General features: G+C 68.3%; 14 protein-coding genes. 5 read left to right on the forward strand and 9 right to left on the reverse strand.

All coding sequences use genetic code 11. From position 1 onward, the window contains the following. Positions 1-236: 236 nt before the first annotated feature. Positions 237-1,172 (forward strand): thioredoxin-disulfide reductase, encoded by a 936-nt coding sequence (trxB, locus tag ACIBH4_RS25630; protein WP_362513739.1) that lies wholly within the window; start codon positions 237-239, stop codon positions 1,170-1,172. 388 nt (positions 1,173-1,560) lie between these two features. After that, a complete protein-coding gene (gene trxA, locus ACIBH4_RS25635) occupies positions 1,561-1,884 on the forward strand; it encodes a thioredoxin (protein ID WP_329088095.1) in 324 nt (107 codons plus the stop codon). Between the two features lie 200 nt (positions 1,885-2,084). Here trxA and ACIBH4_RS25640 read toward each other — a convergent pair whose 3' ends face one another. Continuing rightward, positions 2,085-2,705 carry a hypothetical protein gene (locus ACIBH4_RS25640; protein ID WP_030919650.1) on the reverse strand — a complete coding sequence of 207 codons (621 nt, stop codon included), beginning with the start codon at positions 2,703-2,705 and terminating at the stop codon, positions 2,085-2,087. A 301-nt stretch (positions 2,706-3,006) separates the two neighbouring features. Here ACIBH4_RS25640 and ACIBH4_RS25645 point away from each other — a divergent pair, with 301 nt between their 5' ends. The 3 genes from ACIBH4_RS25645 to ACIBH4_RS25655 all read left to right on the forward strand — a co-directional run bounded on the left by ACIBH4_RS25645 (position 3,007) and on the right by ACIBH4_RS25655 (position 6,716). Continuing rightward, positions 3,007-4,239 (forward strand): PLP-dependent aminotransferase family protein, encoded by a 1,233-nt coding sequence (locus ACIBH4_RS25645; protein WP_362513743.1) that lies wholly within the window; start codon positions 3,007-3,009, stop codon positions 4,237-4,239. 185 nt (positions 4,240-4,424) lie between these two features. Then, on the forward strand, positions 4,425-5,378 hold the full coding sequence (locus tag ACIBH4_RS25650) for a D-alanine--D-alanine ligase (protein WP_362513157.1): 954 nt from the start codon (positions 4,425-4,427) through the stop codon (positions 5,376-5,378). Positions 5,379-5,645: 267 nt separating this feature from the next. Then, positions 5,646-6,716, forward strand: coding sequence for a beta-eliminating lyase-related protein (locus tag ACIBH4_RS25655; protein ID WP_362768388.1), 1,071 nt, complete (start codon positions 5,646-5,648; stop codon positions 6,714-6,716). A gap of 666 nt (positions 6,717-7,382) precedes the next feature. Here the strand turns inward: ACIBH4_RS25655 and ACIBH4_RS25660 are convergent. The 8 genes from ACIBH4_RS25660 to rpmH all read right to left on the reverse strand — a co-directional run bounded on the left by ACIBH4_RS25660 (position 7,383) and on the right by rpmH (position 12,954). After that, positions 7,383-8,357, reverse strand: coding sequence for a ParB/RepB/Spo0J family partition protein (locus ACIBH4_RS25660; RefSeq protein WP_362513164.1), 975 nt, complete (start codon positions 8,355-8,357; stop codon positions 7,383-7,385). A 72-nt stretch (positions 8,358-8,429) separates the two neighbouring features. Further along, the gene (locus ACIBH4_RS25665; RefSeq protein ID WP_350941859.1) at positions 8,430-9,356 is read right to left on the reverse strand and encodes a ParA family protein; all 927 of its coding nucleotides are present in this window, start codon (positions 9,354-9,356) and stop codon (positions 8,430-8,432) included. Positions 9,357-9,553: 197 nt separating this feature from the next. Next, a complete protein-coding gene (rsmG, locus tag ACIBH4_RS25670) occupies positions 9,554-10,249 on the reverse strand; it encodes a 16S rRNA (guanine(527)-N(7))-methyltransferase RsmG (RefSeq protein WP_362513169.1) in 696 nt (231 codons plus the stop codon). A gap of 315 nt (positions 10,250-10,564) precedes the next feature. Then, positions 10,565-11,068: a R3H domain-containing nucleic acid-binding protein gene (locus ACIBH4_RS25675; RefSeq protein WP_350941863.1), complete on the reverse strand. Its 504-nt coding sequence runs from the start codon at positions 11,066-11,068 to the stop codon at positions 10,565-10,567. 35 nt (positions 11,069-11,103) lie between these two features. Further along, positions 11,104-12,051: a membrane protein insertase YidC gene (yidC, locus tag ACIBH4_RS25680; protein WP_362513172.1), complete on the reverse strand. Its 948-nt coding sequence runs from the start codon at positions 12,049-12,051 to the stop codon at positions 11,104-11,106. Between the two features lie 4 nt (positions 12,052-12,055). Next, complete coding sequence (yidD, locus tag ACIBH4_RS25685) at positions 12,056-12,334, reverse strand: membrane protein insertion efficiency factor YidD (RefSeq protein ID WP_362513746.1); 279 nt, start codon at positions 12,332-12,334, stop codon at positions 12,056-12,058. Then, positions 12,334-12,750: a ribonuclease P protein component gene (gene rnpA, locus ACIBH4_RS25690; RefSeq protein ID WP_362513175.1), complete on the reverse strand. Its 417-nt coding sequence runs from the start codon at positions 12,748-12,750 to the stop codon at positions 12,334-12,336. Before rnpA ends, yidD begins: the two co-directional genes overlap by 1 nt. A 66-nt stretch (positions 12,751-12,816) precedes the next feature. Beyond that, on the reverse strand, positions 12,817-12,954 hold the full coding sequence (gene rpmH, locus ACIBH4_RS25695; protein ID WP_329088117.1) for a 50S ribosomal protein L34: 138 nt from the start codon (positions 12,952-12,954) through the stop codon (positions 12,817-12,819). Positions 12,955-13,439 lie beyond the last annotated feature (485 nt).

Genomic DNA, 13,439 nt, shown 5'->3' on the forward strand with positions numbered 1-13,439 from the left:
CGGCCCCGGGGGACCTCGGCAGGCCGCACGGAACGATCGGTGGGGAGAGGCACGGGGTGATCGGCGGCGGGTAATCCGCTCCCAAAGCCCTCGTACCTCCTCCGGGCGCCCGGCATGGATTCGTCCGTGCCGGGCTTTCCCGTTCCACCGGCGGATCCGTCACCGCGCCCGGCGGGAATCAGCGGCGCTTAGGATCTGTTGACGCCGGTGGCAACGACAGAGGAGAGGCGCGAGCACTGATGGACGTCCGGAATGTGATCATCATCGGATCGGGTCCCGCCGGTTACACGGCCGCCGTGTACTCCGCGCGTGCCGACCTCAACCCGCTGGTCTTCGAGGGCTCGGTCACCGCCGGTGGCGCCCTGATGAACACCACCGAGGTGGAGAACTTCCCCGGCTTCCCCGGTGGCATCATGGGCCCGGACCTGATGGACGGGATGCGCAAGCAGGCCGAGCGGTTCGGTGCCGAGCTGGTCGCCGACGACGTGATCGAGGTCGACCTGACCGTCACCCCGAAGGTCGTCAAGACCGCCACCGACACCTACTACGCCAAGTCCGTCATCCTCACGATGGGCTCGGGTTACCGCGAGCTGGGCGTGCCCAACGAGAAGCGCCTCTCCGGCCACGGGGTGTCGTGGTGTGCCACCTGTGACGGGTTCTTCTTCCGCGGCCAGGACATCGTGGTCGTCGGCGGCGGCGACACCGCGATGGAGGAGGCGATCTTCCTGACCCGGTTCGCCGCCTCGGTGACGGTGGTGCACCGTCGCGACGAGCTCCGCGCCAGCAAGATCATGCAGGACCGGGCGTTCGCGAACGAGAAGATCCACTTCCTGTGGGACAGCGAGGTCGTCGACGTGCTGGGCGAGTCCAAGGTGAGCGGGGTGCGGGTGCGCAACCTCAAGACCGGTGCGGAGGCGGAGCTCGCCGCCACCGGCCTGTTCGTCGCGATCGGGCACGACCCGCGCGTCGAGCTGGTCAAGGGCCAGGTGGAGCTGGACGACGAGGGGTACATCAAGGTCGACTCGCCCTCGACCCGCACCAACCTGGACGGCGTGTTCGCCGCGGGCGACGTGGTCGACCACATCTACCGGCAGGCGATCACCGCCGCCGGCACCGGCGCCGCCGCCTCGCTCGACTCCGAGCGCTGGCTGACCGAGCACGAGAACGCGTAACCCCCCGGCGGGTGACGGCGGAAGAGAGATCGACGGGCGGTGCCGGCGCCGCTCGTCACCCCGCCCGTCAGGGCGGGCCTCAGGCGCCGTGAGCGCCGTCACGGGTCGACCGGCCCCCGCCCCCGCCGGGCACACGTCGCGTCCCGTCGAACGGCGCGTCAGGCGTGCGCCGGTCACCACGCCGGTGATCCCATCGGTATCGTCCTCGCCGCCGGGTCGGCGGAGAGGTGAAACGCGTGTCGGGCCGGCGCGAGACCCCGGGGAGGGTTCTCCTTCGCGGGTGACCGGCGACGAAGCGGGAACCCTCGCGGGCGACCGTGGGAATCCCCTCGTTCGCGAGGGGGAAGTCAACAGCAGCAGTCCCCAGGCAAGAGGGAGAGCAGGAACCTTGGGCACCATCAAGCACGTGACCGACGCCAGCTTCGAGGCCGACGTTCTCAAGAGCGACAAGCCCGTGATCGTCGATTTCTGGGCCGAGTGGTGCGGCCCGTGCCGCCAGGTCGCGCCCATTCTGGAGGAGATCGCCGGCGAGAACGCCGAGAAGCTGACCGTCGTCAAGCTGAACGTCGACGAAAATCCGGCAACGGCGACAAACTACGGCGTACTCCAGATTCCTACCCTGAACGTCTATAAGAACGGAGAGGTTGTGAAGCAGATCATCGGCGCCAAGCCGAAGGCCATGCTGCTTCGCGAGCTTGAGGGCATCATCTAGGCCCCCTGCGGTCGGCCGTCCCCCACGGCGTCCGGCCGTATCACCCGCTTCCGAGCGGCACACCCACCCACTGAAGGCCCCCCGTCTCACCGCGGGGGGCCTTCACATGCGCGGGACTTTCAAGAGGGCCGGCTCGGCTCCAGAGAGCTTAGGAAGGGCGCGTTCGGCCCCAGAGCGTGCCGTACGGGCTCCAGAAGGTCTCAGACGGGCCGTAGCGCCCTCTCGGGACTCATCGACCCAAGGAGCCTCTCCAGTGCCACCTCGACGTCCTCACGCCACGAGACGGCGTTCTTGAGCTCCAGGCGGAGGCGAGGGAAGCGCAGATGCGGACGAACCGTCTTGAAACCCACGGAGAGCAGGTAGTCGGCGGGCATCAGGCACGCGCCCGGCTGCTCCCACTTCAGATCGCCGAACGCCTCGATCGCACGCACCCCGCGCCGGGTCAGATCCTTGGCCACGCCCTGGACCAGCATCCGGCCCAGACCACCCCCGGAGAACTCCGGGATGATGTGCGCGGTCATCAGCAACACCGCGTCCGCGCTCACCGGCGAGGTCGGGAAGGCCACCGAGCGCGGCACGTAGTGGGGCGGCGCGTAGAGGACGAATCCGGCGGCCACCCCGTCCACATAGACGATCTTTCCGCAGCTTCCCCACTCCAGCAGGGTCGAGGAGATCCAGGCCTCTTTCTCCAGTCCCGGGTCACCGGCCTTCATCGCCCGGTCCGCGTTGACGGGATCGAGCTCCCAGAAGACGCACCGGCGACAGCGGCGCGGCAGGTCGTCGAGATTGTCGAGGGTGACGTTTGCCAGCCGACGCGACACCTGTTGGCCCCAATCCTGGCGAGACGAGTGCAAGCCATGGCGAAAAACGCGCGAAAACGGCGTCTCCAGCTGGCATCGTAGCCCAGTGCGGGTCCTGGTTTCAGGAGGTCCTCTCCCTACACGCAGACGAACTGCGACCCCTGACGTACCCTGGTTTCTCTGGTATGAGCGCTTTGTGTGCTCCACACAACCTAGGAGGTGGACCGTGCCCCAGAACCACGATCACGGTCAGGCCATCACCCCGGCCCAAGGGTCGCGCATCGACGCCTACGTCGACCGTTACGCGGCACGGGCAACCGGGATGGTCGCCTCCGAGGTACGAGCTCTCTTCTCCGTCGCGTCGAGGCCCGAGGTGGTCTCGCTCGCCGGCGGCATGCCGTACGTCACCGCCCTCCCGCTGGACGTGGTGGGGGAGCTGGTCGCCGACCTGATCGCCAAGCGCGGCCCCGTCGCGCTCCAGTACGGCTCGGGGCAGGGCGACCCGCACCTGCGCGAGCAGATCTGTGACGTCATGCGGATGGAGGGGATCGAGGCCAACTCCGACGACGTCGTCGTGACCGTCGGCTCCCAGCAGGCCCTCGACCTCATCACCCGGATCTTCATCGACCCGGGCGACGTCGTGCTCGCCGAGGGACCCTCCTACGTCGGAGCCCTGGGCACGTTCTCCGCCTACCAGGCCAATGTCATCCACGTCGCGATGGACAACGAGGGGATCATCCCCGAGTCGCTCGCCCAGACCGTCTACGCCCTGAAGAGCGCGGGCAATCGGATCAAGTTCCTCTACACGATCCCCACCTTCCAGAACCCGGCGGGCGTGACGCTCAGCGCCGAGCGCAGGCAGCAGGTCCTGGAGATCTGCCAGCGGGCCGACGTGCTGATCGTCGAGGACAACCCGTACGGCATGCTCCGCTTCGACGGCGACCCCATCCGGACGCTGCGCGCCGACAACGCCGAGGGCGTCGTCTACCTCGGCTCCTTCTCCAAGACCCTCGCCCCCGGCTTCCGGGTCGGCTGGGCCCTCGCCCCGCACGCCATCCGCGAGAAGCTGGTGCTGGCGATGGAGTCCGCGGTCCTGTCGCACTCCTCCTTCACCCAGCTCGCCGTCGGCCAGTATCTGGCCACCCAGCCCTGGCGCGAGCAGATCAAGGCGTTCGGGGAGCTCTACCGCGAGCGCCGCGACACCATGCTCTCCTCGCTGGAGGCCCTGATGCCCGACGGCGTCACCTGGACCCGCCCCGACGGCGGGTTCTTTGTTTGGGCCACCCTTCCGCAGGGACTCGATTCCAAGGCGCTCCTGCCTCGCGCGGTCGCGGAGCGGGTCGCCTTCGTGCCGGGCACCGGTTTCTTCGCCGACGGCAGCGGCGCGCGGCACATGCGGCTCTCCTACTGCTATCCCGAGCCCGACCGCATCCGCGAGGGCGTCCGCCGCCTGGCAGGGGTGATCGGGCAGGAGCTCCGCCTCCGCGACACCTTCGGGACCGGCTCGCCCACCGAACGCGCCGGCATCGACACCCCGGGACCCGACCTCGCGTAACCCCGCCCCCGTAAGGTGCCCCGTGCCACGGGGCACCTCCGGCATGAGTTCCTCCCCCTCGGTGCCGTACGGTGACTTCCTGCGCCGGTGCGCGGTGATCGATCCCGATCCGTCGGGACAACCGTGCACGCGTGACGAGAGCGACAGGACAGGCTCGGAGCGGGCCATGACGAGAGGTATGTCGGATGAGTGACCTGGGCCATGTGCTCGTCCTGGCGGGCGGACTCTCCTACGAGCGGGAGGTCTCGCTGCGATCGGGCCGACGGGTGAGCGAGGTGCTGCGGGGAGCGGGCGTCTCCGTGGAGACCCGCGACACCGACGCGTCCCTGGTTCCCGCCGTGCTCGCGGACCCACCGGACGCGGTCTTCGTCACCCTCCACGGCGGAGCGGGCGAGGACGGCGCCATCCGCTCGGTCCTCGAACTCCTCTCCGTCCCGTACGTCGGTGCCGGCCCCGACGCCTGCCGGGTCGCCTACGACAAGCCCACCGCCAAGACCGTCGTCCGCTCCTTCGGGTTGCGCACCCCCGACTCGGTGACGCTGCCGAAGGAGACCTTCCACGACCTCGGCGCCGCCGCGGTGCTGGCCCGCATCGTGGACCGTCTCGGCCTCCCCCTGTTCGTCAAGCCGTCCCGTGGCGGCTCGGCGCTCGGCGCGTCGATCGTCCGCAGCGCGGAGGATTTCCCCGCCGCCATGGTCGGCTGCTTCGCCTACGGCGACACCGCGCTGATCGAGCGCTGCATCGAGGGGGTCGAGGTCGCCGTCTCCGTGGTCGACCTCGGGAACGGGCCCGTGGCACTGCCCCCCGTGGAGATCGTCGCCGACGAGGGCGTGTACGACTACGCGGCCCGCTACACCGCCGGGCACACCGAGTTCTTCGCCCCGGCACGCCTCACGCCCGAGGTGTCGGCCGCCTGTGCCGAGATGGCCGTGACCGCGCACACCGCCCTCGGTCTCCGGGACATCTCACGCACCGACCTGATCGTCGACGCGAACGGCCTGCCCTACTTCCTCGAAGTGAACGTCGCCCCGGGGATGACCGAGACGTCGCTCCTCCCCATGGCCGCCGAGGCCGCGGGAGAAGACCTCGGCACCCTCTGCCGAACCCTCCTGGAACAGGCCGTCATCCGCGGAGCCTGACCTTCCCGGGCTCCTTTGCGGGAGGCGGCCGGCTCTGCCTCGAAGTGGGGGACGACCGAGACGTCGCTCCTCCCCATGGCCGCCGAGGCCGCGGGGAAAGACCTCGGCGCCCTCCTGGAACAGCAGCCTTCACTCGCGAAGTTCCCTCCCGCGAGGGTCTTGCACGGGTGAGGGCCGCACGGTGAAATCAGGATTTCCTGGACGAAAGTCGAGCCGACGAGCGGGGCGAGCCCGGTGACGGACCGGGTTTGCCCATACGCTGACCGTGTGCTGACCTCCACCCCATTCCCCAAGAGATTCCCCAAAAGCTTCGCGAGCGACAACCACGCGGGCGTGCACCCTGCGGTTCTCACCGCCATCCTCAAAGCGAACACCGGAGACGCCCTCCCCTATGGGGGGGACGTCTGGACCATCGCTATGGAGGACGCCTTCCGCGCCGAGTTCGGCGCCCGCGCGACCGCATATCCCATGTTCAACGGCACCGGCGCCAACGTCGTGGGGCTCGGACTCGTACTCCGGGCGTACGACGCGGTGCTCTGCCCCACCACCGCCCACATCAACACCAACGAGTGCGGCGCCGCCGAACGCATGCTGGGCGCCAAGCTGATCACCCTCCCCACGGACGACGGCAAGCTCTCCGTGAACGACATCCGTGGCCAGCTGTCCGTGCTCGGGAACGAGCACCACTCTCAGCCCAGGGTCGTCTCCATCTCCCAGGTGACCGAATGCGGCACCTGTTACACCGCCGCCGAGATCGCGGAGCTCGCGGAGTTCGTCCACGAGCACGACCTCTTCCTGCACATGGACGGTGCCCGGCTCGCCAACGCGGCGGCAGAGCTCGGCTGCTCGCTCCGCTCCCTCACCACGGACGCGGGCGTGGACCTGCTCAGCTTCGGGGGTACCAAGAACGGCGCGATGGGGGCCGAGGCACTCGTGGTCCTCCGCCCGGAGCTGGACCCCGCCGCACTGTTCCTCCGCAAACAGGGGATGCAACTCGCTTCCAAGATGCGCTTCGTCTCCGCCCAACTGACCGCCCTCCTCACCGATGAGCTCTGGCGCGAGAACGCCGCCCACGCCAACGCGATGGCCCACCGCCTCGCCAACGGCATCGCCGACCTTCCGGAGGTCTCCCTGCGTTACCCCGTGCAGTCCAACGCCGTCTTCCCCGTACTCCCCGAGAAGGCCATCGCGGAACTGCAGCAGCGCTATCTCTTCCATGTCTGGGACGCGCCGGGGAACGTGGTCCGCTGGGTCACGGCCTTCGACACCGCCCCCGAGCACGTCGACACCTTCGTCGCCGACATCCGTCTCGCCGTCCGAGAAGCCGTTGGCTTCTGAAGGGCGCTTGTTTCACGTGAAACAGCCTTCTCCCAGAAGGGCCGGCTGTTTCACGTGAAACGTCGGTCGCCGTCCCGCTGGGTCGTCCACACACCACGTGTAAGACCGGCCATTGAGGACGAGAGTCCGGCTCTCGGCGATAAGCCCGCCCCTCGGAGGGATGAGAGCGGGCCCTCGCTCCTCGTCGCCTCTCCCGCCGTCGGTCCTTCTCAGCAAGGGCCCGTCGTCCCGCCTCCGAGCCCGGTCCGCACGGCCACCCTCCCTGTGTTTCACGTGAAACGATGCCGTCCCACCACGGCGGTGGCCGGTATCGCTCCGGTGGGGCCATCGCGCTGAGTCGAACGGCCGCTCTCCCGTGCCGGGAAACTGTCCCGAGAAGGCCAGGGCTATCGGGGGCCATCCAGACTCCGGGATGGTGTCGAGGTGGATTCACCGACCCGCGAGTGCACCGCGAGCCCGATTCCCGACCCTCGCTGTGGGCTCACCTTTCCGGGCTCTCTGCCGTGGGCTCGCTTCCCCCGGCTCACCTTCCTGCTCTCTCCGCCGCCGGTTCGCTATCCCAGGTCCACCTTCCGGGGCTCTCCGCCGCCGGTTCGCTTCCCCTGGCTCACCTTCCCCGGCTTTCCACCGCCGGTTCGCTTTTTCAGATCTCCGGGATCGGCGAGATCACCCCTCCATCGCCTGCAACGACCCCGGAGCCATCGTGCCGATGATGCGCTCCAGATCGTCGATGGTCGCGAACTCCACCACGATGCGCCCCTTGCGGCGGCCGAAATCGACCTTCACACGGGTCTCGAAGCGGTCGGAGAGACGGTCGGCCAGATGCCGGAGGGCCGGCTCCTCGTCGGGCTTCGCCCGAGGAGCTCGCGGGGCAGGTGCCGGGGCCGCCTTGGCATCGCCCACGGCGACGATCTCCTCGACCGCGCGGACCGACAGCAGTTCGGCCGAGATCCGGTTGGCGAGATGTTCCTGGGCGGCGGGATCGTCCAGGCGGAGCAGGGCTCGGGCGTGGCCCGCGCTGATCGTTCCGGCCGCGACCTTGCGCTGCACCCCGGGTGGGAGCTTCAGCAGGCGCACCGTGTTGGTCACGTGCGAGCGGGAACGGCCGATGCGGGCGGCGAGCTGCTCGTGGGTGGCGCCGAAGTCATCAAGCAGCTGCTGGTAGGCCGCCGCCTCCTCCAGGGCGTTGAGCTGCTCGCGCTGGAGGTTCTCGATGAGCGCGTCGAGCAGGAGCTTGTCCTCCTGGGTCTCCCGTACGATCGCGGGGATCTCGGAGAGCCCGGCGAGCTTGGAAGCGCGCCAGCGGCGCTCCCCCATGATCAGCTCGTAGCGTCCCTCGCCCGTGGCGCGCACCACGATCGGCTGGAGCAGGCCGACCTCGCCGATCGAGGTCGCCAGTTCCTTCAGGGCGTCCTCGTCGAAGATGTCGCGCGGCTGGCGTGGGTTGGGCGCGATGTCGTCGACGGGGATCTCAAGGAAGTAGGCGCCCGCGACCGGGGCGGGCCCCGGGCGCTCCGGTGTCACCGGCTCCGGGGCGACCATGGTCGCGGTCATCGACGCGGGTGCCTCCGCGACGACGGCCGGGCCCGTCGGGATGAGCGCCCCCAGCCCTCTGCCCAGCCCTCTCGGCTGCTTGCTCACTTGCCCCTCCCGAGACTCAAGGTGTCGCACTCACTGACATTCCCGTGACCACGGCCACGAGATTCCCGGCACTCATACGGCCGCACCGCGATAAGCGATCTCGCGGGCGGCGTCCATGTAGGCCATCGCACCGCTGGAGCCCGGGTCGTACGTCATGACCGACTGACCGTAACTCGGCGCCTCGGAGACGCGCACGCTTCGGGGGATGAGCGTGCTCAACACCGTCGCGCCGAAGTGGGAGCGGACCTCCTCGGCGACCTGGGAGGCGAGGCGGGTGCGTCCGTCGTACATCGTCATGAGGATGGTGGAGAGGTCGAGTGTGGGGTTCAGGTGCGCGCGGACCAGATCCACGTTCCTCAGCAACTGGCCAAGACCTTCCAACGCGTAGTACTCGCACTGGATGGGGATCAGCAGTTCGTTCGCGGCCATCAGCGCGTTGACCGTGAGCAGGCCGAGCGAGGGCGGGCAGTCAATGAGGATGTAGTCGAACTCGACGGCGTCGTACGCGGTCAGCGCGCGCTGCAGGCGGGCCTCACGGGCGACCATGGAGACCAGTTCGATCTCGGCTCCGGCGAGGTCGATCGTGGCGGGGGCACAGTAGAGGCCCGGCATGTCCGGAACCGCCTTCACGACCTCCGCGAGCGGCAGATCCTCCACGAGCACCTTGTACATATCCGGTACGTCACCACGGTGCTCGACCGCGAGGGCCGTCGAGGCGTTGCCCTGGGGGTCGAGGTCGACCACGAGCACCCGCTGGCCGTGCATGGACAGCGCCGCCGCCAGATTGACCGACGTGGTGGTCTTGCCGACGCCGCCCTTCTGGTTCGCGACGGTGAAAATTCGGGTTTTGGCAGGGCGCGGCCAGTCCCCATCTCGGACCCCGGTGGAGCCTCCGGGAGCGGTGGCGGTCTTCTGGGCCGATGTTTCACGTGAAACCACTGAGCTGAGTGCCTCTCGTACCAGCGGCGAGTCGCCGGGATTAAGGGGGGTCTGGGTCACGGTCGTCTTCCTTTCAACCGGCCTGACTACGGCACCGGGAGCCGGTGCCGGCCAGCCCAGACCGGAAAGCCGTCCATGGGGCAAAACGGCAGGAACCTCGGGCCAGCCGAGACCGCTCCTCGCGCTGGCGATCGCACTCGAATGGTCTTCCACTGGCCTCGTACTCGCTTTGCTCGGTTTATCTGGGGGCCTCGCGCTTACCTGCCGCGCGAGGCACGATCCTTCCGGCGAGAGGTCTTCCGCGCTCCCTCGGGAGCTCGACCGGCGACCACTCGGATGAGAGTTGCGGGCGGCTCGACCTTACCGCGCCCGACCGATGCGAGCTCGGCGGTTTGCACCCCACTCGACCGTAATTGCGCCTCTGCGTCCGCCAACTCCTCAGCGGCACGCTCACCCTTCATGGCCAGTAGCTCACCGCCCTCGCGCAGGAGGGGCAGCGACCATTTCAGCAGACGGTCGAGCGGCGCCACCGCGCGGGCGGAGGCGACGTCGAACTCCCGCCTGCCCGCGAACTCCTCGGCCCGGCCGCGCAACACCTCGACGTTGCCGAGTTTCAGTGACTCCACGCACTCCTCCAGGAAGACCGTCCGGCGAAGGAGCGGCTCCAGGAGGGTGACGGTGATGTCGGGTCGCACGATCGCGAGGACCAGGCCCGGCAGACCGGCGCCGGAACCGATGTCGACCAGTCGTACGTCGGCGGGCACGACCTCGGCGATCACCGCACAGTTGAGCAGGTGGCGGTCCCAGATGCGCGGTACCTCCCGCGGGCCGAGCAGCCCGCGCACCACCCCGGGACCGGCCAACAGCTCCGCGAAGGCCTCCGCTCTCGCCCAGGCGTCGCCGATGAACACCTCGCGCGCGACCTCGGGCGGTTCGGGGATCTGGTCACTCACTCGACGCTCACTCTTCCCTCGGAAAAATCGGGCTCAGGCCGGTCTCAAGGCTAATGGCCCGCCTCGGCATCGGGTGACGTCGCCACCGTGGGTTGGGGCGTGGGGTTACGAGAACGGGTGACATCGCCACCGTGGGTTGGGGTGTGACGTCACGAGAACAGGTGATGGCACCACGATGGATCGGGATCCGGCGTCACGAGAACGAGTGACAGCACCACCGTAGGTCAGGGTGTGGAGTCACGAGAAAGGCCGCTGCCCCCCGGGAACCGGGGGGCAGCGGCCTTTTGTCAGCGCGTACCTTCGCGCCAAGGAGGGCTAGGCGGGAAGGACCACCACGAAACGACGGGGCTCCTCGCCCTCGGACTCGCTCCGCAGGCCCGCTGCGGCGACGGCGTCATGCACGATCTTCCGCTCGAACGGGGTCATCGGCTGCAGCGACTTGGGCTCGCCGTTCCGCTTGACGTCCGCTGCGATCTTGGTGCCGAGCTCGCTCAGCTCGCTCCTGCGGCGGTCGCGGTAGCCGCCGATGTCGAGCATCAGGCGTGAGCGCTCACCCGTCTGGCGGTGGACCGCGAGGCGGGTCAGCTCCTGGATGGCCTCCAGCACCTCACCGTTGGGGCCGACCAGGTCGCCGCCCTTGATATCGACGACCGACACCACGGCGCGATCGCCTTCGACATCCATGTCGATATCACCGTCGATGTCGGCGATGTCGAGCAGACCCTCGACGTAGTCCGCCGCGATCTCGCCTTCCTGCTCCAGGGCGGCGAGATCGGGAACCGCCTTCGCGGGCTCCTTCTCGGCCTCGGCCTCGGTCACGTCCGGCCACTCCTTCGTGCTGTCGGGATGAGACGTCAGGACTTCTTGCTGCCGCTCCGCTTACTGCGGGGCTGGCGGGTGGGCTGTTGCCGGATCACCTTGGGCTCCGGTACCGCAGGCGCCTCGGGCTCGGGAGCGGTCTTCTTGACCTTGCTCAGCAGGCTCGGCTTGGGCTCGGGAGTGGTGACGTTGCCCTTGGCATCGACCACCGGGGAGGGGTTGCGGCTGTAGAACCAGTGCTGCTGGCCGAGGGTCCAGACGTTGGTGGTGACCCAGTAGAGGATCAGGCCGAGGGGGAAGTTCAGCGAGAAGATCGCGAACAGCGGCGAGACGTACATCAGGATCTTCTGCTGCTGCGCCATCGGGTTGTCCGGCATCTGGGCGATCGAGCGGGTCACGCTCTGCCGGACGGTGAGGAAGGTCGTCAGCGAGCTGACCGCCACGAAGATCGCGAGCACGACCTTGGTGATGATCGGGTCGGCGTCCAGTTGGACGATGTCGGCCGAGCTCGTGAAGAACGTCGCGGGGATGGGGGCGCCGAAGATGTGCGCGGCCCGGGCGCTGTCGACGAGGGTCTGCGTCATGCCGAACTTGGCGTGCCCACCGGCCATGGCCTGCAGCACGGTGAACATCGAGATGAAGATCGGGAACTGCGCCAGGATCGGCAGGCAGCCACCCAGCGGGTTGGCTCCCTGCCCCTGGTACAGCGCCATGACCTCCTGGTTCATGCGCTGCTTGTCGTTCTTGTACCGCTTGCGGATCTCCTGGACCTTGGGCGCCAGCTCCTGCATCTTCTTCGAGGAGCGCATCTGCTTCAGGAAGAGCGGGAAGATCAACAATCGCATCAGCACGGTGAGCGTGATGATGGTCAGCGCCCAGTTGAGCCCGCTGTTCCTCGGAATGAAGGTGCTGTAGCCCTCGTGAATCCAGGTGATTACTTGGGCGACGGCTGTGTACAGCCAGTTCAGCCAGGACAGCTCCACCGAGCTAGCTCCCTTGCGTTTCGTCGGACCGGCCCGGGCGCGGGGGCACCGGGTCAAGGCCTCCGGGATGGAATGGGTGGCAACGCCCGATTCTCCGGATCGTCAACCATGTGCCGCGCAGCGCGCCGTGAACGGCCACGGCTTCGAGGCCGTAGGCACTGCACGAGGGGTGGAAGCGGCAACGGGGACCCAGCAGAGGGCTCACGAAGGCCCGGTAGAACCGGATCGGAGCCATCAGGATCCTGGCAGCCGGAGAAATTCCAGCGGTCTGCTGCGCCGTCATCATCGCCCATCCATGCGAGCCCCTGAGGGCTCCAGCCGCCTGAGTAAACGATCCAGCGCGACATCGAGTTCGGCGGCGATGCGCTCGCTTCGCGCGGACGCGGCCGGTGGATTGGCGCGTACCACCAGCAGGCTACCTCTCGGAAGCCGGTCGAGACGGTCTCGCATGAGGTGTCTCAACTGACGTTTGACGCGATTCCTGATGACCGCGCCTCCCACGGCACGGCTCACCACGAATCCCACCAGGGGGGGAGCATCCCTGTCAGAGCGCATGCCGAGGTGCGCGACCAGGGTGGGGCGGCCTACTCGGCTTCCCCTTCTGATCGCGCCGGCGAACTCGTCGCCCCGGCGCATGCGGGACCCTGACGGCAGCACGAGAGATCTTGGTGACCCTGGGCAGGTACGCCTGTCGCCCACCGGCAGCGATGCCGGTGGGCGACAGACGCTACTGCCTTGGCCCGGCGAACGGGCGCAACGGATGCGTCAGGCGGAGATCTCGGCGCGGCCCTTGCGACGGCGAGCGGCAAGGATGGCGCGGCCGGCGCGGGTGCGCATGCGGAGCCGGAAGCCGTGGGTCTTCGCACGACGGCGGTTGTTCGGCTGGAAAGTACGCTTGCTCACGAGTGGGCTCCAGGCTCAAGACGCATCCCCAGCACATGGGGACGCTCGACAATGGCTGACCTGCCGGATGCGGGGCATGCGAAATAGCCGCCGCGTGACAAGCCGACCGTCGTACGTTACGGGTCAGGCGTGTCCCAGGTCAAACCAGAGGCTGTTTCCGAAGCACGCCAACACAGGTTATCCACGTTTCCACAGGCACGTTATCCACCGGCGCCTCGCCGTCCACAGGATGTGCGCTCCGTCCCCCCCGTACGCCACTAGGCTGTGGACAACGTCTTGTACACAGCTGTGGACAGGGCTACTGTCGGCCCTTCCAGACCCTCTCTCCGCTGCGAGGACGCGTCGGACCGCAGGTAACGGGCTGTGCACAGCCTGTGGATTCGATGTGGATTTCGTACGGCGCCCACGAAGGGGCCACGGGACTCCCGGCATGTGGACAACGACGAGATCCGGTGCGCCCGGCGGCCACCGTTGTGGATAAACAG

The sequence above is a fragment of the Streptosporangium sp. NPDC050284 genome, assembly GCF_044459525.1.
Lineage (GTDB): Bacteria > Actinomycetota > Actinomycetes > Streptosporangiales > Streptosporangiaceae > Streptosporangium.